The sequence below is a fragment of the Simplicispira hankyongi genome, from assembly GCF_003570885.1.
Taxonomy (GTDB): Bacteria; Pseudomonadota; Gammaproteobacteria; order Burkholderiales; family Burkholderiaceae_C; genus Simplicispira; species Simplicispira hankyongi.
On sequence record NZ_QXJC01000001.1, the window covers coordinates 310,202 to 337,001 of the forward strand.

The 26,800-nt window shown below is 65.2% G+C and carries 26 protein-coding genes; 20 read left to right on the forward strand and 6 right to left on the reverse strand.

The features are described from left to right. Positions 1–153 precede the first annotated feature (153 nt). The 9 genes from D3F03_RS01360 (at position 154) to D3F03_RS01400 (ending at position 8,470) form a co-directional block, all read left to right on the forward strand. Positions 154–1,308, forward strand: a complete 1,155-nt coding sequence (locus D3F03_RS01360) for an acyltransferase family protein (RefSeq protein ID WP_245960460.1) — start codon at positions 154–156, stop codon at positions 1,306–1,308. Positions 1,309–1,476: 168 nt separating this feature from the next. After that, a complete protein-coding gene (locus D3F03_RS01365; protein WP_119107577.1) occupies positions 1,477–2,268 on the forward strand; it encodes an SDR family oxidoreductase in 792 nt (263 codons plus the stop codon). Between the two features lie 136 nt (positions 2,269–2,404). After that, positions 2,405–2,836, forward strand: coding sequence for a PaaI family thioesterase (locus D3F03_RS01370; protein WP_119107578.1), 432 nt, complete (start codon positions 2,405–2,407; stop codon positions 2,834–2,836). Between the two features lie 113 nt (positions 2,837–2,949). Beyond that, positions 2,950–3,966, forward strand: a complete 1,017-nt coding sequence (locus D3F03_RS01375) for an NADP-dependent oxidoreductase (protein WP_119107579.1) — start codon at positions 2,950–2,952, stop codon at positions 3,964–3,966. Positions 3,967–3,982: 16 nt separating this feature from the next. Then, positions 3,983–4,465: a GNAT family N-acetyltransferase gene (locus D3F03_RS01380; RefSeq protein ID WP_119107580.1), complete on the forward strand. Its 483-nt coding sequence runs from the start codon at positions 3,983–3,985 to the stop codon at positions 4,463–4,465. After that, positions 4,462–5,400: a glutathione S-transferase family protein gene (locus D3F03_RS01385; protein ID WP_119107581.1), complete on the forward strand. Its 939-nt coding sequence runs from the start codon at positions 4,462–4,464 to the stop codon at positions 5,398–5,400. Before D3F03_RS01380 ends, D3F03_RS01385 begins: the two co-directional genes overlap by 4 nt. After that, complete coding sequence (locus D3F03_RS01390; protein ID WP_119107582.1) at positions 5,397–6,302, forward strand: SDR family oxidoreductase; 906 nt, start codon at positions 5,397–5,399, stop codon at positions 6,300–6,302. Before D3F03_RS01385 ends, D3F03_RS01390 begins: the two co-directional genes overlap by 4 nt. Before the next feature lie 66 nt (positions 6,303–6,368). Further along, positions 6,369–6,914, forward strand: coding sequence for a methylated-DNA--[protein]-cysteine S-methyltransferase (locus tag D3F03_RS01395; RefSeq protein WP_119107583.1), 546 nt, complete (start codon positions 6,369–6,371; stop codon positions 6,912–6,914). Positions 6,915–7,051: 137 nt separating this feature from the next. Next, positions 7,052–8,470, forward strand: coding sequence for an MFS transporter (locus tag D3F03_RS01400; protein ID WP_119107584.1), 1,419 nt, complete (start codon positions 7,052–7,054; stop codon positions 8,468–8,470). A 175-nt stretch (positions 8,471–8,645) separates the two neighbouring features. On the opposite strand, the gene D3F03_RS01405 is transcribed toward D3F03_RS01400, so the two are convergent. The 4 genes from D3F03_RS01405 to D3F03_RS01420 all read right to left on the reverse strand — a co-directional run bounded on the left by D3F03_RS01405 (position 8,646) and on the right by D3F03_RS01420 (position 13,340). Then, the gene (locus tag D3F03_RS01405) at positions 8,646–9,881 is read right to left on the reverse strand and encodes a tetratricopeptide repeat protein (RefSeq protein ID WP_119107585.1); all 1,236 of its coding nucleotides are present in this window, start codon (positions 9,879–9,881) and stop codon (positions 8,646–8,648) included. A gap of 94 nt (positions 9,882–9,975) precedes the next feature. Beyond that, the gene (locus D3F03_RS01410; RefSeq protein WP_119107586.1) at positions 9,976–11,700 is read right to left on the reverse strand and encodes a DUF4384 domain-containing protein; all 1,725 of its coding nucleotides are present in this window, start codon (positions 11,698–11,700) and stop codon (positions 9,976–9,978) included. A 131-nt stretch (positions 11,701–11,831) separates the two neighbouring features. Next, on the reverse strand, positions 11,832–12,242 hold the full coding sequence (locus D3F03_RS01415; RefSeq protein WP_119107587.1) for a hypothetical protein: 411 nt from the start codon (positions 12,240–12,242) through the stop codon (positions 11,832–11,834). Positions 12,243–12,317: 75 nt separating this feature from the next. Further along, positions 12,318–13,340 carry a hypothetical protein gene (locus D3F03_RS01420; RefSeq protein ID WP_119107588.1) on the reverse strand — a complete coding sequence of 341 codons (1,023 nt, stop codon included), beginning with the start codon at positions 13,338–13,340 and terminating at the stop codon, positions 12,318–12,320. Between the two features lie 473 nt (positions 13,341–13,813). Here D3F03_RS01420 and D3F03_RS01425 point away from each other — a divergent pair, with 473 nt between their 5' ends. The 4 genes from D3F03_RS01425 (at position 13,814) to D3F03_RS01440 (ending at position 18,858) form a co-directional block, all read left to right on the forward strand. Beyond that, positions 13,814–14,608: a response regulator transcription factor gene (locus tag D3F03_RS01425; protein WP_119107589.1), complete on the forward strand. Its 795-nt coding sequence runs from the start codon at positions 13,814–13,816 to the stop codon at positions 14,606–14,608. 36 nt (positions 14,609–14,644) lie between these two features. After that, positions 14,645–15,466, forward strand: a complete 822-nt coding sequence (locus D3F03_RS01430; RefSeq protein WP_119107590.1) for a sensor histidine kinase — start codon at positions 14,645–14,647, stop codon at positions 15,464–15,466. A 62-nt stretch (positions 15,467–15,528) separates the two neighbouring features. Beyond that, positions 15,529–17,904 (forward strand): Tex family protein, encoded by a 2,376-nt coding sequence (locus D3F03_RS01435; RefSeq protein WP_119107591.1) that lies wholly within the window; start codon positions 15,529–15,531, stop codon positions 17,902–17,904. 99 nt (positions 17,905–18,003) lie between these two features. Beyond that, on the forward strand, positions 18,004–18,858 hold the full coding sequence (locus tag D3F03_RS01440; RefSeq protein WP_119107592.1) for an HDOD domain-containing protein: 855 nt from the start codon (positions 18,004–18,006) through the stop codon (positions 18,856–18,858). Positions 18,859–18,880: 22 nt separating this feature from the next. Here D3F03_RS01440 and D3F03_RS01445 read toward each other — a convergent pair whose 3' ends face one another. Further along, positions 18,881–20,017 carry an iron-containing alcohol dehydrogenase gene (locus D3F03_RS01445; protein WP_119107593.1) on the reverse strand — a complete coding sequence of 379 codons (1,137 nt, stop codon included), beginning with the start codon at positions 20,015–20,017 and terminating at the stop codon, positions 18,881–18,883. A 59-nt stretch (positions 20,018–20,076) separates the two neighbouring features. On the opposite strand from D3F03_RS01445, the gene D3F03_RS01450 reads away from it, so the two are divergent. Genes D3F03_RS01450 through D3F03_RS01460 form a run of 3 tightly spaced genes read left to right on the forward strand, consistent with a single transcriptional unit; the run spans position 20,077 to position 22,804 of the window. Further along, positions 20,077–20,955, forward strand: coding sequence for a 2-keto-4-pentenoate hydratase (locus tag D3F03_RS01450; protein ID WP_119107594.1), 879 nt, complete (start codon positions 20,077–20,079; stop codon positions 20,953–20,955). 44 nt (positions 20,956–20,999) lie between these two features. Further along, on the forward strand, positions 21,000–21,920 hold the full coding sequence (locus D3F03_RS01455; RefSeq protein ID WP_119108501.1) for an alpha/beta hydrolase: 921 nt from the start codon (positions 21,000–21,002) through the stop codon (positions 21,918–21,920). An 11-nt stretch (positions 21,921–21,931) separates the two neighbouring features. Further along, positions 21,932–22,804 (forward strand): YbgC/FadM family acyl-CoA thioesterase, encoded by an 873-nt coding sequence (locus tag D3F03_RS01460; protein WP_119107595.1) that lies wholly within the window; start codon positions 21,932–21,934, stop codon positions 22,802–22,804. Here D3F03_RS01460 and ygfZ read toward each other — a convergent pair. Next, on the reverse strand, positions 22,788–23,705 hold the full coding sequence (gene ygfZ / locus D3F03_RS01465; protein ID WP_119107596.1) for a CAF17-like 4Fe-4S cluster assembly/insertion protein YgfZ: 918 nt from the start codon (positions 23,703–23,705) through the stop codon (positions 22,788–22,790). The genes D3F03_RS01460 and ygfZ overlap by 17 nt on opposite strands. Positions 23,706–23,752: 47 nt before the next feature. On the opposite strand from ygfZ, the gene mltG reads away from it, so the two are divergent. From mltG to D3F03_RS01485, 4 genes are read left to right on the forward strand one after another with little or no spacing between them, the layout of a single operon-like run. After that, positions 23,753–24,733, forward strand: coding sequence for an endolytic transglycosylase MltG (mltG, locus tag D3F03_RS01470; RefSeq protein WP_119107597.1), 981 nt, complete (start codon positions 23,753–23,755; stop codon positions 24,731–24,733). A 12-nt stretch (positions 24,734–24,745) separates the two neighbouring features. After that, positions 24,746–25,423, forward strand: coding sequence for a dTMP kinase (gene tmk / locus D3F03_RS01475; protein WP_119107598.1), 678 nt, complete (start codon positions 24,746–24,748; stop codon positions 25,421–25,423). Continuing rightward, positions 25,420–26,433, forward strand: a complete 1,014-nt coding sequence (gene holB, locus D3F03_RS01480; RefSeq protein ID WP_119107599.1) for a DNA polymerase III subunit delta' — start codon at positions 25,420–25,422, stop codon at positions 26,431–26,433. The genes tmk and holB overlap by 4 nt, the downstream gene beginning before the upstream one ends. Continuing rightward, positions 26,430–26,798 carry a PilZ domain-containing protein gene (locus D3F03_RS01485; RefSeq protein WP_119107600.1) on the forward strand — a complete coding sequence of 123 codons (369 nt, stop codon included), beginning with the start codon at positions 26,430–26,432 and terminating at the stop codon, positions 26,796–26,798. The genes holB and D3F03_RS01485 overlap by 4 nt, the downstream gene beginning before the upstream one ends. Positions 26,799–26,800 lie beyond the last annotated feature (2 nt).

Consider the following 26,800-nt stretch of genomic DNA (forward strand, 5'->3'; position numbering starts at 1 on the left):
GCGGCATGCACGCCGCGCCCGTGCATTCTCGCGGAAATGTCCCAGCGCCGCGCCGGCCCATGCCTTTTTGTTACGCCGCCCCAGCGGTGCGCCCCTAGAATCCGGCTCCATCAGTAAAAACCCTGAGTCATGACCGGAATTCGAGAAAGGCGCATGGATTTGGCAACAAGAAACTTCACGCTGGGCTACAACCCCGCCCTGGATGGGCTGCGCGGTGTCGCCATCCTGCTGGTGGTCCTGTCGCACGCGCACGTGCCGCTGTTTGATGGCGCGTTTCTGGGCGTGGATCTGTTTTTTGTATTGAGCGGGTTTCTCATTACCTCGCTGCTCTTGCTGGAGCGCCAGGCCCACGGGCGCATCGACTACGCACGGTTTTACTGGCGCAGGTTCCTGCGCCTGATGCCCGCGCTGGCCCTGTTTCTGGGCACCTACTGTCTGGTAGCGCCGCTGCTCTGGCCCAGTCTTGGCGATGTGTACCAGGATGCGCTGGTGTCTCTCGCCTACCTGGCCGACTACGGTATCGCCTTCTTTGACAGCCCCGGCACGCTGCTGCACATGTGGTCGCTGTCGGTGGAAGAGCATTTCTACCTCGTCTGGCCGCCGCTGCTGATGCTGTTGGTGCGCTTTTCCCCGCCCACGAAGGTCTGGCGGCCGATAGCGCTTCTCTACCTGCTGAGCTGGCTGTGGCGGCTGCTGTGGGTGGTGCACGGCCAGCAGTTCTACGAGATCTTTTTCCGCTTCGACACCCGCGTTTCCGGTTTGCTGGCGGGCAGCTTGCTGGCGGCGCTTGTGCACGAACGCCCGGCGTTCGTGCATTGGCTGCACCAACACCTCCCGCGGGCCATGTGGCTGCCATTGGCCGTGCCCTTGTTGATGGAGCTCGGCTGGGACAACCAGGGCGCCATGGTCTGGGGCATCACGGTGGTGGAGCTGGCCACCATGGTGCTGCTCGTGGCCGCGCAGCAGCGTTCGGGTCTGGTGTACGAGATGCTGAGCGCCCCCACACTGGTCAAGCTCGGCACGCTGTCGTACGGCGTCTATTTGTGGCACTACCCCGTAGTGCGCTATTTGCGCGCCGATTTCTCCTGGCCGGTGGTGGTCGTCCTCACGCTGGCGATCTCGACCGCCCTGGCCGCGCTCTCGTTGCATACGATCGAGCGCTGGGCCTTGCGCTACCGCGATCGCAAAGGCGGACAGGGCGATGCCGGCAGGGCCGCGCCGGGCCTGGGTCAGGCTGCTGCGCGATGGCGGGGCTCCCCCCAAGCCGGGCGCCGCGCGCGCCAGGTGTGGGTCCAGGCGCCGCGTTAAGAAGGCTGTCGTGCGGGGTTGAAGCACGCACTGAGGCCCCCCACTGCGCGCTTCAATCGCCAGCGCGACAGTGCGCAGGTGCGCAAAGTCGCAGAATGGGATGCTTCTCGATTGCTGGGCCAGCCCGGCCAGCACCACGCACGCCAAAACTTCCCAGGAGACACCCCTATGACCCGCACCATCCAGCAACTCTTTGACCTGACCGGAAAGACGGCCCTCGTCACCGGCGGCTCACGCGGCCTGGGCTTGCAAATGGCCCATGCTTTGGGTGAAGCCGGGGCCAAAATCATGCTCAGCTCGCGCAAGGCCGCCGACCTGGAGGCCGCCACCGCCGAACTGCAGGCGGCCGGCATCGACGCCCGCTGGATTGCCGCCGATTGCGCGCAGGAAGCCGAAATCCACCGCCTGGCGAGCGAGACGATGGAGCGCATGGGCGACATCGACATCCTGGTGAACAACGCCGGCGCCACCTGGGGCGCACCGGCCGAGGACCACCCGCTGGAGGCTTGGGACAAGGTGATGAACCTCAACGTGCGCGGCTATTTCATCCTGAGCCAGCACGTCGCCAAGCACAGCATGATTGCGCGCCAACGCGGCAGCATCATCAACGTGGCGTCCATTGCCGGTCTGGGCGGCAACCCGCAGGGCATGAACACCATTGCCTACAACACCTCCAAGGCAGCGGTGATCAACTTCACGCGCACGCTGGCGGGTGAATGGGGCAAGTACGGCATCCGCGTCAACGCCATCTGCCCGGGTTTCTTCCCGAGCAAGATGACCGCGGGTCTGCTCAAGACGCTGGGCGAAGAGAACCTCAAGGCCCATGCGCCGCTGGGCCGTCTGGGCGATGACGAGGATTTGAAAGGCCTGTGCGCGCTGTTTGCGTCGGATGCCAGCAAACACATCACGGGTCAGCACCTTGCGGTGGACGGCGGCGTGAGCGCCCTGGTCGGAGGCTGAATCGTGTTCAATCCCCTGAGGCGCTGCGCGCCTCGGTTCTCCCGCCGCAGGCGTCCGCTCTTCGGGGCGGCCCTTGCACGGTGGCCGCTGGCTGATGACGCGCCAGTTTTGACCGCTGCAATTTTGAGGACGAATCTTGCTTGATTTTGGCGTTGAAATCCCTTTCGTCGAGTTGCTGGGCTTTGCCATGGTGCGCATGCAGGACGGCGAATCCGAGCTGCACTACGAGGCGCGGCCGGAGCACCTCAACTCGTTTGGCGTCACGCACGGCGGCGCTTCGATGACGCTGCTGGACGTGACCATGGCGACGGCGGCGCGCAGCGTTGCGCCCGAAATGGGCGTGGTCACCATCGAGATGAAGACCAGCTTCATGCAGGCGGCCCAAGGCCCACTGGTTGCCAAGGGCCGCTTGATCCACCGCACGGCCACACTGGCATTTACCGAAGCGACGGTGTTCGACGCCAAGGGCCGGCCGTGCACCCACGCCACCGGGACCTTCAAGTACGTGCGGCGCCTGCCAGTCGGGCCGGGCAGTGCGAACGAGCTGCGTGCCATCGCCACCGATTGACGGCACGTCTGCACCAGATTGAAATTTCAGGTCAAATTGGCCTCTAGCGCTTTATGGGTCTGCGCAAGCAGCTATCAAAACAGTAGTTTCTCCATCCTTATCAGGAGTCTTCCATGCCCCGCAACCAGCAAATTCTTCTCGACAACCGTCCCCAGGGCGAGGCCGTGGCCAGCAACTTCAAGCTCGTCGCGACCGACACGCCTGCCTTGCAGGACGGCCAGGTCCTGGTGCGCCACCACTATTTGAGTCTGGACCCCTACATGCGTGGCCGCATGAACGACGCCAAGAGCTACGCCCAGCCGCAGCCGCTGGGCGAGGTGATGCAGGGCGGCACCGTGGGCGAAGTGGTCGAGAGCCGCAGCCCCAAGTTCGCCGTGGGCGACAAGGTGGTGGGCTTTGGCGGCTGGCAGGAATACAGCGTGGTCGACGCCAACCAGCCCGGCTCCTTGAAGAAGGTGGACACGACCCACGTGCCGCTGTCGCATTACCTGGGCGCCGTCGGCATGCCCGGCGTGACGGCCTGGTACGGCCTGGTGAAAATCATCGCGCCGAAAGAGGGCGACACCGTCGTGGTCAGCGCCGCCACCGGCGCGGTGGGCAGCGCCTTTGCCGCCCTCGCCAAGGCGCGCGGCTGCCGCGTGGTGGGCATTGCCGGTGGCCCTGACAAATGCCAATACGCCGTGGACGAGCTGCACTTTGACGCCTGCATCGACTACAAGCAGCACAGCGACGGCAAGGCCATGGGTCAGGCGCTGAAAGAAGCCTGCCCCAAGGGCATCGACGGCTACTTCGAGAACGTGGGCGGCTGGATCATGGACGCCGTCATGCAACGCATGAACGCCTTTGGCCGCATTGCCCTGTGCGGCATGATCGCCGGCTACGACGGCGCGCCGCTGCCCATGGCGCACCCGGCGCTGATTCTGGTGAACCGACTCAAGCTCGAAGGCTTCATCGTCAGCGAGCACATGGAAGTCTGGCCCGAGGCGCTGACCGAGCTGGGCCAGCTCGTGGCGACCGGCAAGCTGCGCCCGCGCGAGAGCGTGGCCCAGGGCATTGCCGCCGCGCCCGAGGCATTTCTGGGTCTGCTCAAGGGCAAGAACTTCGGCAAACAGGTCGTCAAGCTGGTCTGAACACCCGCGTCGAGCCATGCCCACCGCCGTGCACTGGACCTGCAAACGCTTCGATGACCTGGGCGTGCACGCCCTGCACGACGCGCTGGCCCTGCGCTGCCGGGTGTTCATTCTTGAGCAAGGCCCGTACCAGGACCCCGATGCCGCCGACAGGCAGGCATGGCACCTGCTGGGCTACGACGCCGCGGGCCAACTCCAGGCCTGCCTGCGCGTGGTGGACCCTGGGGCCAAGTTTGCCGAGCCCTCCATTGGCCGTGTGGTCACCGCCCCCGAGGCACGCGGCCAGGGTCTGGGCCGTGTGCTGGTGGCCGAGGGCCTGGCGCGCTGCGCCAAAGCGTGGCCGGGCAGGGCGGTGCGCATCAGTGCGCAGGCGCATCTGCAAGGCTTTTATGGCGGGCTGGGCTTTGTGCCGGTGGGCGCGCCCTACCTGGAAGACGACATTCCGCATATTGAGATGCTGCGCCCCACGGAGCCAGCGCTTGCCAAGGAGACACCATGAGCACGGAACTCATCCTGCACCATTACCCCTCGTCGCCGTTTGCCGAGAAAGTCCGCCTCGTTCTGGGCTTCAAGCAACTTCCCTGGAAATCCGTCATCATCCCCAGCGTCATGCCCAAACCCGACGTGGTGGCGCTGACGGGTGGCTACCGGCGCACGCCCGTGCTGCAGATCGGTGCCGACATCTACTGCGACACCAGCTTGATCTGCGAGGTGCTGGAGCACCGCCAGCCGGAACCCGCCTTGTTCCCGCCGCACCTCAAGGGCGTCTCGCGCATCTTTGCCCAGTGGGCGGACAGCACGCTGTTCTGGACCTCCATGGCCTGGAACATGCAGCCCAAGGGCATTGCGGCACTGTTTGCCAAGCTGACACCCGAAGCCGGCGCCGCCTTTGCCGAAGACCGCAAGGCCATGAACGTGAACATGACTCGCTTGCGCACGCAAGATGCGGCTCCCGCCTACCGCTCTTACCTGCGGCGCATCGCGCACATGGTGGAAGAGCACGACTTCCTGTTTGGCGCCGAGCCCTGCGTGGCGGACTTCGCGGCCTACCATGCGCTGTGGTTCACCCGCCTTTGCACGCCGACCGTGGCCAACGTATTCGACCATGTGCCCGCCGTGCTCGAATGGATGGACCGCGTGGCGGCCCTTGGCCACGGCCGCATGGAAAAATTCAGCGCGCAGGACGCGATCACCGTGGCGGCCAACGCCGAGCCCCTGCCGCTGACAAACGAAATCTTCCAGGACGAGCACGGCATTGCGCTGGGCAGCGAAGTCACCGTGACCCCCGAGAGCTTTGGCACCGAGGCGACGCAAGGCACGCTGCTGGCGGCCAGCCGCACGCACTACACCTTGCGCCGAACCGATCCGCGCGCCGGCACGGTGCATGTCCATTTCCCGCGTATCGGCTATGTACTTAAAAAGGCAGACACATGATTGAAGACTTCGCAGGCAAGACCGCCGTTCTGACAGGCGCTGGTTCTGGTTTCGGCTTGGAGTGCGCGCGCATTGGCATGCAGCGCGGCATGAACCTGGTATTGGTCGATGTGCAGCAGGACGCCCTTGACGCCGCCGAATCCGAGGCCATCGCCGCGGGCTGCCAGGTGCTGGCGCGGCGTGTGGATGTGTCCGATGCGGCGCAAATGGAGCAGCTCGCCCAGGCCGTGCAAGAGCGCTTTGGCGCGCCGCACTTCGTCTTCAACAACGCCGGCGTGGGCGCGGGCGGCCTGGTGTGGGAAAACTCGGTGGCCGATTGGAACTGGGTGCTGGGCGTGAACCTCTGGGGCGTGATCCATGGCGTGCGCCTGTTCACCCCCATGATGCTGGCCGCCGCCAAGCAGGATGCGGCGTGGCGCGGGCATATCGTCAACACCGCCAGCATGGCGGGGCTCCTGGCGCCGCCCAACATGGGCATCTACAACGTCAGCAAGCATGCCGTGGTGAGCCTGACCGAGACGCTCTACCAGGATTTGTCGCTGGTGACGGACCAGGTGGGCGCCAGCCTGCTGTGCCCGTTTTTCGTGCCCACCGGCATCAGCCAGAGCCACCGCAACCGGCCCGCCACCCTGGCAGCCGACAAGCCCACGCAAAGCCAGATCATCGGCCAGGCGATGAGCGACAAGGCCGTGGGCAGCGGCAAGGTCACCGCTGCCGAAGTGGCGCACAAGGTGTTTGACGCCGTCGCCAGCGGCCAGTTCTACATCTTCAGCCACCCCAAGGCGCTGGCCTCGGTGCAGACGCGGATGGAAGACGTGGTGCAGGCGCGCAACCCCACCGACCCCTTTGCCGACAAGCCCGAGCTGGGCCAGCAACTGCGCGCGCAACTGCGGGCGGGTTGATTTCTGAAGCAAAATCGGCCTCCAGCGCTTATCAGGAAAGCGTGAGCAGCTATTAAAGATGTAGTGATGAACGCACCCGCAGGCCACGCTTTGTTCGGTACTGCCATCGGCCCCTGCGGCATTGCCTGGGGGCCACGTGGCATTTGCGGCGTGCAATTGCCCGAGCAGGATGACGCGGGCACCCGCGCGCGCCTGCTGCGCTACACCGGCCCGCTGCCCGAGGCGGCACCGCCACCCGAGGTGCTTTCAGCGATCGGCCAGATTGCCGCCTTGCTGGCTGGCGAGCCACACGATATGAGTGGCATCGTGCTCGACATGAGCGGCTTGACCGACTTCCAGCGCCGTGTCTACGCCCTGGCCTGTGCCATTCCGCCAGGCCAGACGCGCACCTACGGTGAGTTGGCGGCGGATTTGGGTGGCAAGCACCTGGCCCGTGCCGTGGGTCAGGCGCTGGGATTCAACCCGTTCGCTCCGGTGGTGCCCTGCCACCGCATTTTGGCGGCAGGCCAGCGGCCAGGCGGGTTTTCTGCGCATGGCGGCGCGGCAACCAAGCTGCGCATGCTGGCAACCGAGGGCGCAGTGCCCGACGGTGCAAGTGGCCAACTTTTTTGACGCGCGCAATCGTCTGGCGCAATGGCACTTGCAAGCGTGAGGGCTGCCACTGTGCACCCGTGTGATGGGGCGCAAATCACGACAATCGTGCCCATGCCATTTTTGCTTTTGAACGTTTGCACGCAGGGCCTCGCCGCATGAAGCCTTCCGACGTTGCCCACCCGCCGCAAGACGGCCTGCCCCAGCCCGAGCGCAGCCGCGCCATGCTGGTCATCATCCTGGGGCTGACGATGGCGGTGCTCGATGGCAGCATCGTCAACCTGGCGCTGCCCGGCATTGCGCGGGAACTGCATGCCAGCGCGGCCAGCGCGGTCTGGGTGGTCAACGCCTACCAGATCGCCACCCTGGTCATGCTGCTGCCGCTGGCCTCGCTGGGCGACCGCATGGGCTACCGGCGCGTGTACCTGGTGGGCATGGCGCTGTTTGCCCTGTCGTCGATTTTTGCCATGGTGGCGACGTCTCTGCCGGCGCTGATTGCGGCGCGTGCGCTCCAGGGCTTGGGCGCCGCCGGCATCATGAGCGTGAACGCCGCCATGGTGCGGCTCATTTACCCGCGCAGCCTGCTCGGGCGCGGCATGGCCATCAATTCGATGGTGGTGGCGCTCTCGGCGGTGGCCGGGCCAACGGTGGCGGCGGGCATCCTGTCGGTGGCGACCTGGCCCTGGTTGTTTGCCCTGAACCTGCCGCTGGGCGCGCTGACGCTGTGGATGGGGCGCAAGTCCCTGCCGCGCAACGTGGTGGCCAGCCGAGCCCCACGGCCGGCCATGCTGGACGTGGGGCTGAACATTCTCATGTTTACCCTGGTCTTTCTGGGTGGCGAGCGCCTGGGCATGCACAGCAGTGTGGGCGCCAGCGGCTTGCCGCTCACCGGTCTGGCGCTGCTCGCTGCGGGGGGAGTGGTGGGTTGGGTGTACCTGCGCAGGCAGTGGCACCTGGCGGCGCCCTTGTTTCCGGTGGACTTGCTGCGCAACCGTGTCTTTGCGCTCTCCATGGCGTCCTCGGTGGGCGCATTTGGCGCGCAGATGCTGGCCTATTTGTGCCTGCCGTTCCTGCTGCTGGAGAGCTATGGCCGCACGCCGCTGCGCGCCGGCTTGCTCATTACCTGCTGGCCACTCGCCATCGCGGCGGTCGCGCCCATCTCGGGACGGTTGATTGGCCGCTACCCCGATGGCTTGCTCGGTGGCATTGGCATGGTGATTTTTGCCTCTGGCCTGTGGCTGCTCGCAGCGCTGCCCGTCAGCCCGGGCGACCTGAACATCGCCTGGCGCTTGGCGGTGTGCGGGGCGGGCTTTGCACTGTTTCAGTCGCCGAACAACCACACCATCGTCACGTCGGCGCCCTTGCACCGCAGCGGCGCGGCCAGCGGCATGCTGGGGACCGCGCGGCTGACGGGGCAGACCGGCGGCGCCGTGCTGCTGGCCGCGCTGTTTACCGCATGGCCGCCCAGCACGGGTCGGGGTGAGAAGATGGCGCTGGTGGTGGCAGGTGGCCTGGCGCTGGCGGCCGCGTTCACCAGTTCCCGGCGCGTCGCCGCGATGCACAAGAATCGAGAGTGAAAATAGTCTGCCGAAGCATGCAGAACATCGTCGCGATGAAGAACCCAGCGGAGTCGTTTTTCCAGGCGCCTGAGGTGGGCACCAAGTTGCTGCGGCAGTTGCGGGCGGCTTGAACGATCTGGCCGTCCAACCTTCAGGTGGCTTCAGCCTCGCGGGCTGCTCAGCGGTGCAGTTCTTAGCGTCCGACCTGGGTCAATTGATCGCGCCAGAACACCGGCATCAAGTCGTACAGGGGGGTCGGCTCGCGGTGCAGCAGGTGCGTGGTGCCAAGTACCCCCATGGTGGGAATCGTCGTGCCGACGTCCACATAGGCCAGCTGCTGCATCCAGCCCGGGTCGATGCCGCCACCGGGAGCGGGCCTGGAATAGATCAAGGCCAGAATGCGCCGTGCTTGCACACTGCCGCGCTGATCGGCCAGCCGATAAAACCGAATCGCCTCGGTGAAATTCGACGGAACGCCCTGGCCCCGGTGGTACTTGCGCGCGGTCATCAGTGCCTCTTCGGCGCTTTCGCTGAGCGGCAACTTCTGTTGTGCCTGGATCGGGCTGCTGTCGCGTGCTGCCAGCTGCTGCAAGTTGGCTCGTGCAGCCTGCGACTGGGGGCCGGCGCGGCGAAAGTACTGCTCGGCCTGCTCGAAGCGCTCGTTGGTCACGGCGTCCATGCCCAGCTCGATGTTGGCGTGCATGTCGCCGGCGGCAGCGGCTTTCTCGAGCAGCGGGCGGTCGGGCAACTCCAGCACCTGATCCTGATTCACGCCGGACTTGGCCACCTGCAGCGGCGCCTGGCGCATGCTCAGCACCCACTGCAGAAAGTCGGCGCGCGCGGGGTGGTGCGGGCGCAGCCGCTCAATGGCGCGCCCCGCAGCCGCCGGGTCGGGCGGCCCCGTGCAGCCTTCGAGGTAGCACCAGGCCAGCCCGGCGTAGGCCCAGGGCTCGCGCCCGAAGCGCGCCGCCTGCTCGAACCAGCGCTGCGCCAGCGCCGTGTCGCGCCGAACGCCCGCGCCGTGCAGGTAAATCAAGCCCAGCGTCCAGGCTGCCTGGGCCGACTGCGGGGTGCTGCCGATCGTGCGTGGCGCCTCGGCGGTGCGCAGCAAGCGCCGCAGCTCACGATCCACCGCTTGCGCCTGCTGCGTGTCGCGTAGGGCAAGCGAGTCCTTCGTGACCGCTGGGGCGACAATGCTTGGCTGATCGTCGCCAGGCCTGGTGTCGATTCGTGGCACCGTTGCCGGTGCCGATTCAATGTGCGGCACTGGGGCAGGCTCCGCCTCAATGTGCTCCTGGGTAGGCTTGGGCATTTGCAACTGGGCGATGACGGTGGCCCGCGTGCGCGCGGTGGCGCTTGCGCTCGGCGCTGCGGAGGCCAGCACCACCAGCAGCAAGGACGCAAGTCTCGTGATGTTGCAGGGGTTCATACGAGGCTCGGTTTCCTGGGGATACGGCTCAGTCGGCTGTGCGATTCAAAGCCGCGGGCCGAATGGTGCCGAACCTGTGGCGGCTCTGTTCATGTTATTGCCTTGCAGGGCGTTGGGGCACCGCCGCGGTCGGCGGCGGTGAGGGCCGGCGTGGCTGCACGACCCACTGGATCGCTTGCGAAACCTGGCCGTTTTCTCCGGTCACCGCGGCAAAACGCTCCAACACGCCTTGCGTTCCCCGCACGCCATTCATCACAGTGAGCGCGGGCACTTGCATGTCGGTGGGTAGCTTGGGCGCGGCGTCTTCTTGCGTGGCGATGCAGATCACGCCTTCGGTTCCGGGTCTGCCCGCCTCCAGGATGAAACCGGGGTTGGGTGCCATCCAGTCCGGAATACGGATGGCCTCATTGGCCGAAACCAGCGAACTCGGTTGCAGTCCGTTGGGCAGCAATCGCATCACCGCCCCGGCGCTGTCGGCGTAGTAGCAGTAGAGGTGCGAGGCGCGCGAGACGGTGGCCGACAGGAAGACCTGCTCGCCTACAGTGAATGCGGGCCGCTCGCCGGCCGGCTGCGGGTTTTCGACCTGCAAGTCGATGCTCCAGGGTTTGGCGGTGGTCAACCCAATCGCAGGCGCGGTTGCGCCGTCTGCAACGGCTACCGCCTCGGGTCCGCTGCTGTTCCAGCCGATGCGACTGAGTGCGCCCGCCTCATCCAGCGTCACGAAGTGGTTCAGTGCCGCCTCGTAAGTCGGAAAGTCGACGATGCCGCTTACCGTCAAACGCCGGTCGGCCTGAAATCTGGCCAGCGCACGGCGCATGAGGGGGTGGTTGGTCGAAAGGTTTTCCGATTCGCGCGGCAGATAGCCCTGGCTGACTAGCGAGGCCTTGACCAGATTGAATTGCCCATCAGGGCCACTTTCGCTGTACCACTCTTGCATCGTCCGCTGAAAGTGCGGATTTGCCTGATCCAGGGTCAGGCATTGCCAATAGGGAACGCGAGCCCACTTGCCAACGACTTCAATCATCGCCAGATCGACCAGGGTGCGCATCGCGGCGCCGGTGCCGACGGCATAGTCGTGTCCGACGTTGAACTTGACCCCGTAGGTGCCAATGCGGCCCCCCACGTCAAGTCCCTCGCCGCCGCTGCCGGTCACGACCTCGTTTGCGGAATCGATGCCAGGAATGAGGGTGCGTGTGCGAAAGTCCCCCAGATGGACCTCCAGACCGATGATCGTGGCGCTGCGCGAGCGGCTGTAGCCAAGGTCAACACGCGGGCCCGACACGCCCGCGTCCATGGTGTTGTTGATGACGCTCTGGTCGACAAAGGCAATCGCACCTGACACATACAGCGCTGGGCGCTGCAACTGCATCTGGTTGTTGTTGAGAAGAATGGTCGTGAGGTTCTGCACCGTGTCCTGACGCGCGATATCGACCTCGAAGTCGACGAAGCGAAAGGCATTGCTCAGGCGCGACATCTGTGACAGCGAGGTGGTAACCATCTCCTTCGTCGCCACGGGCACCTTGCCAGAGAAATCGATAAATTGCTTGCTGGTGATCAACGTGGTGGGCAACTGCGCCTCACGCAGCATTCGGTCCATGCAGACCAGCGATTCGGAAAAACTCGAGACAGATCGCACCGGGCGCACCACCGGGCGGTCGGCTACCGAGGCGTGCGACTGGTATTCGGTGTCCTTGCGCGCATCCAGAGGCGTGGCGCAGCCCGCCAGCAAGACGGCAGCAGTCATGGTGGCCGCCAGCCAGTTGCACGCTGCGGGCGCTGGGTGATGCTCGGACCCTGAGGTTGCGTTGCGCTTGGTCATAACCTTCCCCTTGTGTCGATCTCGTTCTTCTATTGCGAAAGCAACTCCGGGCGGAGTTTCGTCAACCACAGCCCCAAAAAAGCCGGCAAGAACCCAGATCGGGTTGCTGCCTGTCGGCTCTCGCGTACAGGTCACCTGCAAATGTTGACCAGGTCACCTCGGACCACGACCACCTGGTCTTCACCCATGGTGCCACCGGCACCGGGCGCACTGGGTTGCAGCGTCTGCACGCAGGTGACGCCCCCCATGCTGTTGGTCTGAACACTCGACACCACGTCCTTTTCGGTCTGGATGCCTTCGGTATTTGCCGAGAAGGACTTGGCGACGTAGTGCGCGATCTTGGCTTTGGCGTCATCCGGCATGCCGGTTTTGTAAACGATGCCACTCGATATGGACCGTGGCGCCGTGGGCATTTGCAGGTAACTGACCTTGCCGGTGATGTGCACGGGATCTTCACCCGGTGCCGCCAGGGCGCAAGTGGCTGCGCCGGCCAGCATGGCCACGATGAGTTTGCCCATCGCACTTGTGGAATTGCGTTTCATGGCTGTTCTCCTGGTGTTACCCGTTGGAAAAACGGCTTTGGTCGGCTTTAGCCGACCAAAGCCTGTGGCAGCACATCAGCTTGGCCGGCCCCAGCCGCAATAGCCGGTTGGGCAGTCAGGCAGTTTGAAGTTCGGCGGATCGCAGGCGTCGTTGGACGACAGGTTCTGCACCGCGAGGCTCTTCACACCATTGGCCAGGTTCGCCACCGTGCCGCTTACGTGCGTGTATTGGTTGGAATACCCGGAGATCGTCACGTCGCCAAAATTGGACGACAGATTCTGGAAGGCCTGAGCGGACCTGCCATTGGCTTCGTTGCTGATGGTGCCGCCGTAGCCGGTGACAGCCTGGTCAGAGTGGCCCCCACTCATGATCTTCACGCCGTCGTAGTTGCTGGCCAGGTTTTGCACCGCGGTCGTGTCAGCACCATTGGCGAAGTTCGTGACGGTGGTCCTCATCAGACCAACCGCCTGATGACTTTTGCCATCGATCGCCACGGTGCCGATATTGGTAGCCAGCGACTGAATCCCAACGGCTCCCGCGCCCGTCGCCTTGTTGTCTACGGAACTACCGCCGCCAACATTGGTGCTTTGGGTGCTCTCACCAGCGATCGTCACGTTGCCCACGTTGCTGGACAGGCTTTGCACGGCCAGGGCAGCGTCACTGCAGTCCACGCCACCGCACCTATCCACCGACCCGGCACCGCTGGCCGTGTTCGTCACAGAACCGTTGATGGTGGCATCCTGCTTGGACGTGCCGCCTTTCTTGACCTCGACCTTGCCCACGTTGGATGCGAGGCTCTGAACCGCGACGTCCCCGGGATTGACGGCCTTGTTCATGACCTGACCACCCGAATTCACTTCGGTAGTCTGGTTCGAATAGCCCGCGATGGTGATGTCGCCCTTGTTGCTCGAGAGGTTCTGGACGGCAGTGGTGTAGGCGTTGGCTGTGTTGGACACAGTCGCGTTACTGTCTACGCCGGTGTGCTGGATCGACATTCCGCTGATTTCGATCTTGGCCGCCGCGGTCGGAGTCGGGCCGGCGGCAAAGGCTGTCGCGGACGCGAGAGCGGTGAGTGTGAACAGAGCAAGTGTTTTCATGACAGTTCCTTCAGTTGTGCTGACCAGAGTACCGATTGCAGTCCCTCCGCAACCGATCTGGCTTGACAGGACACCCGGGCCGTTACACGAAGTGGAACTGGGGGAAGCCCTGTGTGTTCTGTCGGGATCAGTCTGGGCCCGGCCCGCGCTTGCTTCCATACCTAGGTTGACGTAGCGTAACTTGGTGAGACATTTCCAACACCTTGGCTGCATTTCCCTGTACAACAGTCGCATGAGATACCAGCCTTGCTACAACAAACAGAGTAAGCAGGGTCGGTAGTTTCTATATGTAAGGCGTGCAACGTATATAAATTGCCGTTTTTGCCGCTAGACGTTTCTTTCGGTTTCTTTTAGTGTTCAAGCGTGTGAATGTGTGCGCAGAGGTTGGTGAAACCCGTAGAGATTTGCAATGCAGTATCAGCGCCCATAAATCGAAGTTTTTTGCGAACCAAGAAGCGCAATTGGAGGGGGCCATGGCCACTTTTTCCAGCCAACCCAGGGTATGCGGACCATTGCATACCGCCCGGGCAGATTCAGCAGTGGGACAGGGGGGATTTGCCGTGATGGGCAATCCCTCGTCCATCTGGCCCGATTTCATGATCGGCCAGGAACAGCGCCCGGTACGCGTCGTATTGGTGGACGACGACCCTCACATTCGCCTTGTGATCGGGCAGGAACTAATGAACGAACCGCGCACCCTCCTGGTGGCGCAGGCGGACTGCTTGCGTGAGGCGCGGCGAGCCATCAAGCTTCACGAGTTCGACGTCTTGCTGGTCGACCTGCATCTGGGCGACGGTGAGGGCTTTGAGCTGCTGGACTATGTGAAGAGCATTCGGCCGTCGGTGGAAACCATCGTGATTTCCGTGATGGAAAATGAAGACCAGGTGCTGCGTGCCTTTGAACTGGGCGCCACGGGCTTTCTCAGCAAGAATTCTTGGTTTGGCAGCTATGCCCAAGCGGTGCTGCAAGTGGTCAACGGGGGGGCATCGATCACGCCGAATCTGGCGCGCCGCCTGCTGCAGCGGTTTGATAAAACGGGAATAGCCGTCCCAACGCCGCGTGCGCGAGAGGAGCCTGAGCGTCTTTCGGTGCGCGAAAAAGAAGTGCTCAGGCTGGTCGCCAGCGGCTACACCAGCGTGGAAATCGGCGCCCGCCTGCTGATCAGCAGCATGACGGTGAATACGCATGTGCGCAATATCTACCGCAAGCTCCAGGTGCGCACCCGCGCGCAGGCCGTACGTTTTGCGTCCCTTCGCGGTTTGTTTTGAGCGTACACAGGCGGCGCATATCGAAAAGGAGACTCCGTGTCTCTTCCCCGGCCTCTGAACTTCCTTCTGCTTTGTCTCGGCCTGCTGCTGCTGCAACAGGCGTTGTCCAGCTTTGTGGCCTGGACCCTGTGGTCCCGGGCCGGGCCACTGATGCATGGGACTTGGGTGCTTGTGTTATCCACCGGGACGGTGCACCTGGTATTGCTGCTCGTGCAACTGCCGCGCGCGATGCGCTGGCGCCCGCGGCGCAGTGTTCGGCCGAGTACTGAGCTGCGGCAGGAGCGCCAGCGCATTGCCCGGGATCTGCATGACCGCGTAGGCTCGCAACTCGTCAACGCCCTGGCCCTGTTCGATCCGGCGAAGGAGACAGACGCCCTGCAGCGCGCCGCGCTGGAGCATGCATTGCTCGAGTTGCGCCTGCTGGTCGACGCCATGGGCGACCCGGACCGCACGCTCGTCGACCAATTGGCGCAGCTGCGCTACCGCCTTCAGCCGGTCCTCGCACGGCAAGGGATTGCCATCGAGTGGGAGGTCAGTGCCGCCAGCTTGCCGGACGCTCCCCGCGACCCGCTTCTGGCCGTGATCGCCCAGGAAGCCCTCAGCAATGTGATCCAACACGCGCAGGCCACTCGCGTCCGAGTGTCCCTGAACCGCTTGCCGGGCTCGAACACCTGGCAATTCGAGGTCTGCGACAACGGGCGTGGGCTCCCCCAGGCAAGCGCGGACGACGCACCGCAAGGGGGGTTTGGCATGAGCAGCATGCGCGAGCGGGTGCGCCAGGCCGGTGGGGAGCTGCAGTTCCTGCCATCGGCGCTGGGAGGCACCTGCCTGCGGGTAGTGCTGGCGCGCCGTCTGTAAACCAAGGTCTAGAAGACCTTGTGGCACACTGCGCCGCTTTTCTGATTGCCACTCCGTTCTCCATGCAAAAAATCATCCAGCAGCTCGCCCGTGAAATTCAGGTGGGAGCGCACCAGATCACCGCCGCCGTCGAATTGCTGGATGGCGGGGCCACGGTTCCCTTCATTGCGCGCTACCGCAAGGAGGCCACTGGCGGGCTGGACGACATCCAGTTGCGCGAGCTGGAAGCGCGCCTGTCGTACCTGCGCGAGCTTGAAGACCGGCGTGCCGTGGTACTGAAGACGATCGACGAGCAGGGCAAGCTGACCGATGCGCTGCGCCTGGCCATCGCCCAAGCCGAAACCAAGCAGGAACTTGAAGACCTGTACCTGCCGTTCAAGCAAAAGCGCCGCACCAAAGGCCAGATGGCGCGCGAGTTCGGCATCGAGCCGCTTGCCGACAAACTGTTTGCCGACCCAACCCTTGATCCTGCGGTCGAGGCGGCCGCCTTCACCAAGCCGGCGGAGGTGCTCGATGACGGCAAGCCCGGCGCCGATTTCTCCACCGTTCCCGCCGTGCTCGACGGTGTGCGCGATATCCTGTCCGAGCGCTGGGCCGAAGATGCGGCGCTGGTGCAGGGCCTGCGCGAGTGGCTGTGGACCGAGGGCTTGCTGCGCAGCAAAAAAGTGGATGGCAAAAACGAGGCCGACCCCGAAGTGTCCAAATTCCGCGACTACTTCGCCTACGACGAGCCCATTGGCCGGGTGCCCTCGCACCGTGCCTTGGCCGTGTTTCGCGGCCGCGCGCTGGAGATTCTCGAAGCCAAGCTGGTGCTGCCTGTCGAACCCGAGCCGGGGAAACCCAGTATTGCCGAGGGCCGCATTGCCCTGCATCTGGGCTGGAGCCATGCGGGCCGCCCGGCGGACGACCTGATCCGCAAATGCGTCGCCTGGACCTGGCGCGTCAAGCTCAGCCTCTCGACCGAGCGCGACCTGTTTGCCCGCCTGCGCGAAGACGCCGAAAAAGTAGCCATCAAGGTCTTTGCCGACAACCTGCGCGATCTGCTGCTGGCCGCGCCAGCCGGCCCCCGCGTGGTGCTGGGGCTGGACCCCGGCATTCGCACCGGCGTCAAGGTGGCGGTGGTGGATGCCACCGGCAAGCTGGTCGAGACCGCTACGGTGTTCCCGCACGAGCCGCGCCGCGATTGGGACGGCGCGCTGCATACGCTGGCCCAATTGAGCGAGAAGCACGGCGTGCAGCTCATTGCGATTGGCAACGGCACCGCCAGCCGCGAGACCGACAAGCTCGCAGGTGAGCTCATAAAATTGATGCAAAAACGGTCTCCAGCGCAGGATGGACAAGCGCATCCAGCTATCGAAAAGATAGTTGTCAGCGAAGCCGGCGCCTCGGTCTATTCGGCCAGCGAATACGCGTCCCAAGAAATGCCCGACGTGGATGTGAGCCTGCGCGGCGCCGCCAGCATCGCCCGGCGCCTGCAGGACCCGCTGGCCGAACTGGTCAAGATCGATCCCAAGAGCATTGGCGTGGGCCAGTACCAGCACGATGTGAACCAGAGTGAGCTGGCGCGCACGCTGGCCACCGTGGTCGAAGACTGCGTGAACTCGGTCGGCGTGGACCTGAACACCGCCAGCGTGCCGCTGCTGTCCCGCGTCTCAGGCCTCTCGGCCAGCGTCGCCAAGGCGGTGGTGCGTTGGCGCGATGCCAATGGCGCCTTCAAGAGCCGCAAGCAACTCATGGACGTGGCCGGCCTGGGGGCCCGCACGTTCGAGCAGAGCGCTGGGTTCCTGCGCATTCGTGGGGGTGACAACCCGCTGGATGTGACCGGCGTGCACCCGGAAACCTACCCGGTGGTCGAAGCCATCATGGCGAAGACCGGCAAGCCGGCGGCCGAACTCATGGGCCGCGCCGACATGCTCAAGACGCTCAAACCCGAGCTGTTTGCCAATGAAAAGTTTGGTGTCATCACGGTGCGAGACATCCTGACCGAACTGGAAAAACCCGGCCGCGACCCGCGCCCGGACTTCAAGGTCGCGCGTTTCAACGAAGGCGTGGACGATATCCGCGATCTGCGCGAAGGCATGGTGCTGGAGGGCACGGTTAGCAACGTCGCCCAATTCGGCGCTTTCATCGACCTGGGCGTGCACCAGGATGGACTGGTCCACGTGAGCCAGCTCGCGCACAAGTTCGTCAACGACGCGCGCGAAGTGGTCAAGACCGGCGACATCGTCACCGTGAAGGTGATGGAGGTGGACATTGAGCGAAAACGCATCGGCCTGTCGATGAAGCTCGGCGAAGCCCCATCGGGGGCGGGCGGCGCCAGGGGGCCGCGTGAAAACCGGTTCGAGGGGGCAGGGCGTGGGCAGAACGCGCCGCGCAGCCGCGACGCGGCGGCGCCCTCAGCCATGGCGTCGGCCTTTGCCAAACTGCGCAATCGCTGAGGCAGGACAGTCTTGGCGGCTTTACTGGCCACCCGCTTGAACTGACGGATGTGCTGCCGTGGATAATCAGCGCGTCCCAACCAACGCAGCGCCGATCCCATGGATTTGAATGCACTGCTGGCCTCGCCACCAGCGTTCCCGAGCCTGCCGCGCGCCGTTGCGCTGCTGATGGCCGAGCTGGCACAGGACGAACCCAATCTGCGGCGGGTGAATCAGTTTTTTGCCACCGATCCGGCCTTGGCTGCGCGCCTGCTGTGCCTGGCCAACTCGGACGAATTCGGCGGCCCGCGCCAGGTCGCCGGCCTCCCAGAGGCGCTGGCGCTGGCCGATACCGGGCAATTGCGCCAGTTGGTCGCCTCCGCGCCGCTGGGCACCACGTCGCGCTCGGTGCCGGGCATCAACATGCAGCAGTTCTGGCGCTACAGCCTGCACACGGCCAAACTGGCGCGTTCGCTCGCCGGCCACGTGCACCACAACCAGGCGGCGGCGTACACCGCCGGCCTGCTGCACGGCCTGGGCGAACTGGTGATCCATCTGGGTGACCCGGAGCGGGCGCAATCGCTCAACACGCTGGTGGCGCCGCTGGACCTGCGCCGCGCCAAACTGGAATCGCGCATCTTCGGTTTTTGCTATGGCCGGGTAAGCGGTGCGCTGGCCCGGCGCTGGCAACTGCCCGAGGCGGTGGTCGATGCGCTTAACTACCAGCACGCGCCCTTTGAGAACGACACCTACGAACCGCTTGCCGGCATCCTGCATCTGGCCGCCTGGCGGGTGCGCGCACGCGAAGCAGGGCTCGAAGAGCGCGAGCTGGCGGTGAGTTTCCCCGACCAGGTGGGATTGCCGCTGGGCCTCGATATCGACATGGTGCTGCACCAGGACCCGATCGACTGGAGTGCGCCCAAGCTCGATACCGAGACTGAGGCCGAGGCGGCCGGGCTGGACTACCTGGTCTAGTGTTTCGTTCTTATTGGTGCTTTCAGAGCGATTCGCGCAGCATGGCGCGGTATTCATCAGGCGTTGCGACGCGCGGGTTGGTCTTGTGGCAATGGTCGGCCATGGCACCTTTGATGATCGCGTCGAATTGATCCTCAGTCACGCCCATGGCGGCAAGCCCTGAGGGCAGACCCAGCCGGGCGCTCATGTCGCGGATGGCGTCCGGGATGTCGCTCGCCGAGGCCAGCCCCATGGCGCCGGCCATGCGCTCCAGGCGCCGGTCCTTTTGCACCGAAGGCGCCTCGGCGTTGAAGCGCACCACGGCCGGCAGGAACATCGCGTTGAGCGTGCCGTGGTGCAGGCGCGGGTTCACGCCACCCAGGCTGTGGCTGAGCGAGTGCACCGCGCCCAGCCCTTTTTGAAACGCCATGGCGCCCTGCATGCTGGCGCTCATCATGTTCAGGCGCGCTTCGCGGTCGCTGCCATCTTGCGTGGCGCGCGCAATGCTGCCCCAGCCGCGCTCAAGGCCATCGAGCGCAATGCCGTCGGCGGGCGGGTTGAAGGCCGCCGACATGAAGGTTTCCATGCAGTGGGCGATGGCGTCCATGCCGGTGGCTGCGGTGAGCATCGGCGGCAGGCCCAGCGTCAGTTCGGGGTCGCAGATGGCGGCCTTGGGCAGCAGGTTCCAGGAGTGAAAACCAAGCTTGCGGTGGTCGTCCACGATGATGATGGCGCCGCGCGCCACCTCGCTGCCGGTGCCGCTGGTGGTGGGCACGGCAATCAGCGGAGCCACGCGTTCGCTGATGCGGGGCGAGCCGCCCTCGATGGTGGCGTAGTGCGTCAGCGGCCCTTCGTGTGTGGCGGCAATGGCAATGCCCTTGGCGCAATCGATGGCCGAGCCGCCGCCTACCGCCACCAGGCCGTCGCAGTTGCCGGCACGGTACACCGCCACGGCCGCGCGCACAGCGGCTTCTGTGGGGTTGGATGGCGTCTGGTCAAACACACTCACGGGCAGGTCGCCCAGCGCATCCAGCGCCGTTTGCAGCACGCCGGCCGCTTTGACACCTGGGTCGGTCACCACCAACGGGCGCTGGATGCCCACGCGCTCGCATTCCTGGCGCAGCAGGCGCACGGCGCCATGCTCGAACTGAATCTGGGTAAGGTAGTAAATGAGTGACATGGCGATTGGAGGCGTTCCCGCTACGATAGACCCACACACTTTACAACCGGGAGACACGCATGCCACGCAAGCAAACCCTCATCGCCCTGGCCTCCCTGGCCCTTGGCGTCGCCGCGGCGACATCGGCCCATGCCGCCTGCCTGAGCGATGTGCAAGTTGCAGAAATGGCCGAGCACTACGCCGCACGCACGCCCGCCGCCAACCCCGAAGGTCTGTCGGATGCGGATGGCGCCTGCACGCGCGCCAAGTTCAACAGTTTGCTGGCACAGAAGATGGGCAAGGTCATTGGCTACAAAGCGGGCCTCACCAACACCGCAGTGCAAAAGCGCTTCCATACCGATCAACCCGTGTGGGGCAAGCTGTACGAAGGCATGGTGCTACCAAGCAGTGCAGAGGTGCCCGCTGCATTTGGCGCCCGCCCGCTGTACGAGGCCGACATGCTGGTGCGGGTCAAGAGCGCCAGCATCAACCATGCGCGCACCCCCATGGAGGTGCTGGAGGCGATTGACCAGGTCATTCCCTTCATCGAGCTGCCCGATTTGATGGTGCAGGCGCCTCCGAAGCTCAACGGCGCGGCAGTGAGCGCGATCAACGTCGGCGCGCGTCTGGGTGTGGCCGGCACGCCCATTCCCGTGCCGGTGACGCGCGCTGAGCGCTACGCCATGCTGGACGCCTTGCGCGACATGCAGGTGACGCTCACGGATGGCTCGGGCTACCTGCTCGGTGGCGGCAAGGGCAGCGACCTGCTGGAGCACCCGCTCAACGCAGTGGTCTGGCTGGCTGAGGCGCTGCAGAAAGAAAACATCACGCTCAAGCCGAGCGATCTGCTGAGCCTGGGTTCGTTCTCACCGCTGCTCCCGCCCAAGGCAGGCCTACACGTACAGGCCAATTACCAGGGCCTGCCGGGCGCTCAACCCGTGCGCGTGATCTTCAAGTGACCCAGGCGCATCCCAATATTCACGCCAGCCGATTGGCGCCGCAGATGCGCGGCGTGCTTGAACGCATGGAGCGTGCCGGGCGGCCGCGGTTGCACACGCTGTCTCCCGAGCAGGCGCGCGCAGTGTATGCGCTAGGTGCCGACATTCTCGAAGTGCCGCGCGCCGCGATGGAGCGGGTAGAAACGCTGGCCATTCCGACACGGGATGGTGCCCAGTTGGGCGCCCGGCTGGTGGCGCCGTCGCGCGCTGCACGCTTGCCGGTGCTGCTGTACCTGCACGGCGGAGGTTTCACCATTGGCAGCAGCGCCACGCACGACATTCTGTGCCGCGAGTTGGCGCGGCTGGCCGGTTGCATGGTGGTGTCGCTCGACTACCGTTTGGCGCCCGAACACCGCTTTCCTACAGCGTCGAATGATGCCTGGGACGCGCTCACCTGGCTGGCGGCCCACGCGCAGGAACTGGGTGCGGACTCTCAGCGCATTGCAGTGGGTGGCGACAGTGCGGGCGGCACGCTGGCGACCGTCAATGCCATCTTGGCGCGCGACGCCGGCCTGCCGTTGGCGCTGCAACTTCTCTTCTACCCCGGTTGTGCCGCGCACCAGGACACGCCCTCGCACAAGCAGTTCGCCCATGGTTTGGTGCTTGATGAGCCCGCCATCTCCTGGTTCTTCGGCCAGTACGTGCGCGACCGGGCCGAGCGTGAAGACTGGCGCTTTGCACCGCTGCTCGCCCCGGATGTGGAAGGTGTCGCGCCGGCATGGATCGGCCTGGCCGAATGCGACCCGCTGGTGGACGAGGGCATCGATTACGCCGACAAGCTGCGCGCTGCCGGCGTGCCAGTGGACCTGGAAATCTACCGGGGCGTCACGCACGAATTCATCAAAATGGGCCGCGCCATCCCCGCGGCACGCACCGCCCATGCCGACGCGGCGGCTGCGCTGCGCGCTGCGTTCAATCTTGTGTAAGGAAGCCATCCATGCCATTGCAAGACTACCGTTGCCAATCGCGTCTGCGCGTGCGCTGGGCCGAAATCGACATGCAGCGCATCGTCTTCAACGCGCACTACCTGACCTATTTCGATACGGCGATGACGGACTACTGGCGCGCGCTGGCACTGCCGTACGAGGACGCCATGCAGCAGCTCGGCGGCGAGATGTATTTGAAAAAAGCCACGCTCGAATACCACGCGTCGGCGCGCGAGGGCGATCTGCTGACCGTTGGCCTGCGCTGCCTGCGCGTGGGCAATAGCTCGGTGCAGTTCGACGGCGGCATCTTTCGTGGCGAGCAACTGCTGGTTTCGGGCGAGCTGATTTACGTGTTTGCCGACCCCGCGAACCAGCGGCCCATTTCGGTGCCGCCGCTGCTGCGCGAGCTGTTTGCCGGGTTCGAGGCCGGCGAGAGCCCGACGCACATCCAGTTGGGCGCCTGGCAGGATCTGGGCGAGCGCGCTGCACGTGTGCGCCAGGCCGTGTTTATCGATGAGCAGGGCATAGCGCCCGCGATTGAAATGGACGGGCAGGACGCGACGGCGCTGCATGCGCTGGTGATGAACAGGCTCTCCCAGCCAGTGGCCACGGGTCGGCTGGTCGTGCTTTCACCGGGCGTCTCGCGCATTGGCCGCATGGCCGTGCACCGGGCGCTGCGCGGCGGGCGCCTGGGGCGGCAGATGCTCGACGCCCTGGTGCAGGCCGCAGCCGATCGCGGCGACCACCAGGTCGTGCTGCATGCCCAGGCGAATGCGCAGGCGTTCTATGAGCGCGCCGGTTTTGCGGTGAGTGGCCCGCGCTACGAAGAAGCCGGTCTGCCGCATGTGCCCATGCAGCGCGCGCTGGTTACAGGTCGTCCTTGAGCGCGTAGGGCAGGGTGCCCAAGCGAAGAACTTGGCCGTCCGCGCTGCCGGCATGCAGAGCGCCGGATTCGGCGGCAGAGAGCTGCAGCACCACGATGGCGTCCGAGCCGCCGCCGGGCGCAGGAGCCGTTTGCGCCACCATACCGCAGGCTTGCTCGGGTTCTGCTGCGCTGAACACCTCCTCGCCCGCATGCAATGGAGCATCGGCATGGGCGATGAACGCGCGCCGTTTGATCGCCCCGCGAAACTGGCTGCGCGCGACCACCTCCTGGCCGGGGTAGCAGCCTTTTTTGAAGCTCACGCCATCGACCGATTCGTAGTTGAGCATCTGCGGCACAAAGGTATCGACCAGCGGCGCTGTCAGCGTCGCCACGCCGCTTTGCACTTCGCCCCAGGCCCATACGCCTTCGGCCAACGGCGTGCCCTCAGGCGCAGGGGTGCCGGCAGGCGCGACCCACAGGGCACGGGGCACGGTGTCGGCGGGTGGCAATCCGATGATGGAAATATTGCCTAAATCGGCCTTAGCGCTTGTCTGCATTGCGCTACCAGCTACTTTTTCAATAGCACTGCCTGCCAAACCATAGAGCAGGAACTCTTCGCTGGCATCGCTCAGCTTTGCCTTGGCACGCATCACAAACATGGATATGCGCTTGAGCGTAGGCGTCAACAGGTCACGGCTGCAGACCAACAGCACCTCGGTGGGACTGCGCTTGAAACCGATGAAACTCGCTTGCATGCGGCCCTTGGCCGACAAAAATGCGGTCAGCCGGGCATGCTGCAGGTCCAGCAGGGCGAAGTCGTGGGTGAGCTGGCCGTGCAGGAATTTCACGGCGTCATCGCCTTCGGCGCGGATCACGCCGAGGTGGGGCAGGGGGGTGATGCCATCAAAGGGGGTTGTCATGCGTCAATTATCATTCCGGGCTCCCATTCATTGCAGGTAGCAGGGTTGTGCGTCGCGCTTTCAAAGGTTTGTTGTTGTTGGTGCTGGCGCTTGCTGCGGCGGCTGCGTGGTGGCTGCACGCGCCGCTGCCCATGGGCGACGCGGCTGTCGAGCTGGCCATCGAGCCCGGCACGGCCCCGCGCGGCGTGGCACGCGATGTGCAAGCCGCTGGCGTGCACACCGATGCGCGGCTGCTGTACTGGTGGTTTCGCCTCTCGGGCCAAAGCCGGCTGATCAGGGCAGGCAACTACGAAATCTTGCCCGGCACCACACCGCGCAGCCTGCTGGAAAAGCTGGTGCGCGGCGATGAAACGCTGCGCGCGCTCACTCTCGTCGAGGGCTGGAACTTCCGCCAGGTGCGCGCCGCCCTGGCCCAGGCCGAGTTGAAGCCCGACAGCGCCGGCCTGACCGATGCCGCACTGATGGACCGCCTGGGCCGCACCGGTGTGGCGGCCGAAGGGCGGTTTTTCCCCGATACCTACACCTACGCCAAAGGCGCGAGCGACCTCGCGGTGCTGCGCCGCGCCCTGCACGCCATGGACCGGCAGCTTGCCGCTGCGTGGGAGCAGCGCGCCGCCGACACCCCGCTCAAGTCGCCCGATGAAGCCCTGGTGCTGGCCAGCATCGTCGAGAAGGAAACCGGGCGTGAGGCCGACCGCGCCCTGGTGGCCGGGGTGTTCACCAACCGCCTGCGCGCCGGCATGCTGCTGCAGACCGACCCTACGGTGATTTATGGCCTGGGGGAGCGCTTTGACGGCAACCTGCGCAAGCGCGACCTGCAGACCGATACGCCCTACAACACCTACACCCGCCCAGGTCTGCCGCCCACGCCGATCGCCATGCCCGGCAAGGCCTCGCTGCTTGCCGCTGTGCGGCCTGAACCCACCCAGGCGCTGTACTTTGTGGCACGGGGCGATGGCAGCAGCCATTTCAGCAGTTCGCTGCAAGAGCACAACCGCGCCGTCGACCGCTACCAGCGCGGCCATTAAGGAACGTACCGCATGGCAACCAGAGGTTTATTCATCAGCTTCGAGGGCATCGATGGTGCCGGCAAGTCCTCGCACATCGAACCGCTGGCCGACGCCTTTCGTGCCCAGGGGCGCACGGTGGCGCGTACGCGCGAGCCGGGCGGCACCGAGCTGGCCGAGTCGCTGCGCGAGCTGCTGCTGAACCGCACCATGGACGCCTTGACCGAAGCCCTGCTGGTGTTTGCCGCCCGGCGCGACCATATCTGCCAGGTGATTGCGCCCGCCCTGGCGCGCGGCGAGGTGGTGCTGTGCGACCGCTTTACCGACGCCACCTTTGCCTACCAGGGCGCCGGGCGCGGCTTTAGCCTGGAAACGCTATCACTTCTGGAGCGCATGGTGCAGACAGGCATTGCGGTAGAGCCTGATTTGATGCTGGAACCTGACCTCACGTTGTGGTTCGATGTGGCGCCTGCAGTCGCCGCTGAACGCCTGGCCTTGGCACGCGCACCCGACCGGTTCGAGGCGCAGGATGCCGCTTTCTTCGAGCGTGTGGCCCAGGGCTATGCCGCCCGTGCCCAGGCCGCGCCAGAGCGCTTTGTGCGTATCGATGGGGCGCAATCGCGCCACGCCGTGTGGCAGCAGCTCACCAACGCCCTGGTGCGCCGTGGCTGGCTGGCCATCATGGTGGCTGCCAATGGAGGGCCAAAGTGAGCGTGCCACCGTGGCTTGCCAGCCAGCGCACACAGTTGCTGGCGCAGCGGGGCCATGCCTGGTTGCTGCACGGCCCTTCGGGACTGGGCCAGTTCACGCTGGCGATGGAGCTGGCCCGTGCCTGGCTGTGCGAAGCGCCTGGCGCCGAAGGTGCCTGCGGCCAGTGCCCCAGCTGCCACGCCATTGGCGTGCACGCCCACGCCGACCTGGCGGTGCTGATGCCCGAGACGGACATGCTCGCGCGCGGCTGGCCGCTGCCCGAAAAGGCCCAGGCCGACATCGACGACAAGAAGCGCAAGCCCAGCCGCGAAATCCGCGTGGACGCCATGCGCGACGCCGTCGAGTTCGCCCAGCGCACCAGCGCACGCGGGCGTGGCAAGGTGGTGGTGGTCTACCCGGCCGAACAGATGAACGCCATCACCGCCAACGCCCTGCTGAAAACCCTGGAAGAGCCTGCTGGCGATACCCGATTCGTGCTCGCTACCGAGGCAGCCCACGCCTTGTTGCCCACCATCCGCAGCCGCTGCATGGCGCACGCGCTGCACTGGCCGCCAAAAGAGCAGGTGCTGCAATGGCTGGCGCAACAGGGCGTCGCAGCCGAGGTGGCTGCGGTGCTGCTGCGCGCCGCCGGAGGCAGGCCAGACGATGCACTGAACTTCGCCAAGGCCGGCGCCAGCCCGGCGGCCTGGGCCGCCTTCCCCAAGGCCATGCAGCGGGGCGACGTGCGTGCCGTGGAAGGCTGGAACCCCAGCGAGGCCATTGCCGCGCTGCAAAAGCTCTGCCACGACCTGCAGGTCGTGAGCACCGGCGCCGCACCGCGCTATTTCGAAACGGCTGATTTGCCGCCGCCGCCAGGTCTTGCCGTCCTGGCGCGCTGGAGCAAGGAACTGGCGCAAGCGACCCGTACCGCCGACCACCCCTTCGTGGTTCCCTTGATGCTGGAGGCGCTTGTCGCGCAGGCGAGAAACGTCCTACACTCGGCCGCAGCCATCGCCCAAAATACCCCATGAGCAGTACCCCCACCGCCCCTACGGCCCCCCGCCCCAGTGTGATGCAGTTGGCCATCAAGGAAAAGGGCGCTCTGCACGCGGCCTACATTCCCTTTTTTGTCGAGGGCGGTATCTTCGTGCCGACGCCGCGCGAGTACCGGTTGGGCGATGATGTCTATGTGCTGCTGACGCTGCCAGACGATACGCAGCGCTATCCCGTGGCTGGTCGGGTGGCCTGGGTCACGCCAGCGCGCGCTGGTGGGAACCGCACCCAGGGTGTGGGCATCCAGTTCCCCAAGGACGAAAAGTCACGCCAGCTCAAGCACAAGATCGAGGAAATCCTCGGCACCGCCCTGGGCTCCGAGCGTCCCACGCAAACCATTTGATT

Bases quoted from the DNA above. Each gene is read 5' to 3' on its own strand.
- D3F03_RS01360 (WP_245960460.1), top strand. From the start codon at position 154: ATGGATTTGGCAACAAGAAACTTCACGCTGGGCTACAACCCCGCCCTG.
- D3F03_RS01365 (WP_119107577.1), top strand. From the start codon at position 1,477: ATGACCCGCACCATCCAGCAACTCTTTGACCTGACCGGAAAGACGGCC.
- D3F03_RS01375 (WP_119107579.1), top strand. From the start codon at position 2,950: ATGCCCCGCAACCAGCAAATTCTTCTCGACAACCGTCCCCAGGGCGAG.
- D3F03_RS01380 (WP_119107580.1), top strand. From the start codon at position 3,983: ATGCCCACCGCCGTGCACTGGACCTGCAAACGCTTCGATGACCTGGGC.
- D3F03_RS01385 (WP_119107581.1), top strand. From the start codon at position 4,462: ATGAGCACGGAACTCATCCTGCACCATTACCCCTCGTCGCCGTTTGCC.
- D3F03_RS01390 (WP_119107582.1), top strand. From the start codon at position 5,397: ATGATTGAAGACTTCGCAGGCAAGACCGCCGTTCTGACAGGCGCTGGT.
- D3F03_RS01395 (WP_119107583.1), top strand. From the start codon at position 6,369: ATGAACGCACCCGCAGGCCACGCTTTGTTCGGTACTGCCATCGGCCCC.
- D3F03_RS01400 (WP_119107584.1), top strand. From the start codon at position 7,052: ATGAAGCCTTCCGACGTTGCCCACCCGCCGCAAGACGGCCTGCCCCAG.
- D3F03_RS01405 (WP_119107585.1), bottom strand. From the start codon at position 9,881: ATGAACCCCTGCAACATCACGAGACTTGCGTCCTTGCTGCTGGTGGTG.
- D3F03_RS01410 (WP_119107586.1), bottom strand. From the start codon at position 11,700: ATGACCAAGCGCAACGCAACCTCAGGGTCCGAGCATCACCCAGCGCCC.
- D3F03_RS01415 (WP_119107587.1), bottom strand. From the start codon at position 12,242: ATGAAACGCAATTCCACAAGTGCGATGGGCAAACTCATCGTGGCCATG.
- D3F03_RS01420 (WP_119107588.1), bottom strand. From the start codon at position 13,340: ATGAAAACACTTGCTCTGTTCACACTCACCGCTCTCGCGTCCGCGACA.
- D3F03_RS01425 (WP_119107589.1), top strand. From the start codon at position 13,814: ATGGCCACTTTTTCCAGCCAACCCAGGGTATGCGGACCATTGCATACC.
- D3F03_RS01435 (WP_119107591.1), top strand. From the start codon at position 15,529: ATGCAAAAAATCATCCAGCAGCTCGCCCGTGAAATTCAGGTGGGAGCG.
- D3F03_RS01440 (WP_119107592.1), top strand. From the start codon at position 18,004: ATGGATTTGAATGCACTGCTGGCCTCGCCACCAGCGTTCCCGAGCCTG.
- D3F03_RS01445 (WP_119107593.1), bottom strand. From the start codon at position 20,017: ATGTCACTCATTTACTACCTTACCCAGATTCAGTTCGAGCATGGCGCC.
- D3F03_RS01450 (WP_119107594.1), top strand. From the start codon at position 20,077: ATGCCACGCAAGCAAACCCTCATCGCCCTGGCCTCCCTGGCCCTTGGC.
- D3F03_RS01455 (WP_119108501.1), top strand. From the start codon at position 21,000: ATGCGCGGCGTGCTTGAACGCATGGAGCGTGCCGGGCGGCCGCGGTTG.
- D3F03_RS01460 (WP_119107595.1), top strand. From the start codon at position 21,932: ATGCCATTGCAAGACTACCGTTGCCAATCGCGTCTGCGCGTGCGCTGG.
- ygfZ (WP_119107596.1), bottom strand. From the start codon at position 23,705: ATGACAACCCCCTTTGATGGCATCACCCCCCTGCCCCACCTCGGCGTG.
- tmk (WP_119107598.1), top strand. From the start codon at position 24,746: ATGGCAACCAGAGGTTTATTCATCAGCTTCGAGGGCATCGATGGTGCC.
- D3F03_RS01485 (WP_119107600.1), top strand. From the start codon at position 26,430: ATGAGCAGTACCCCCACCGCCCCTACGGCCCCCCGCCCCAGTGTGATG.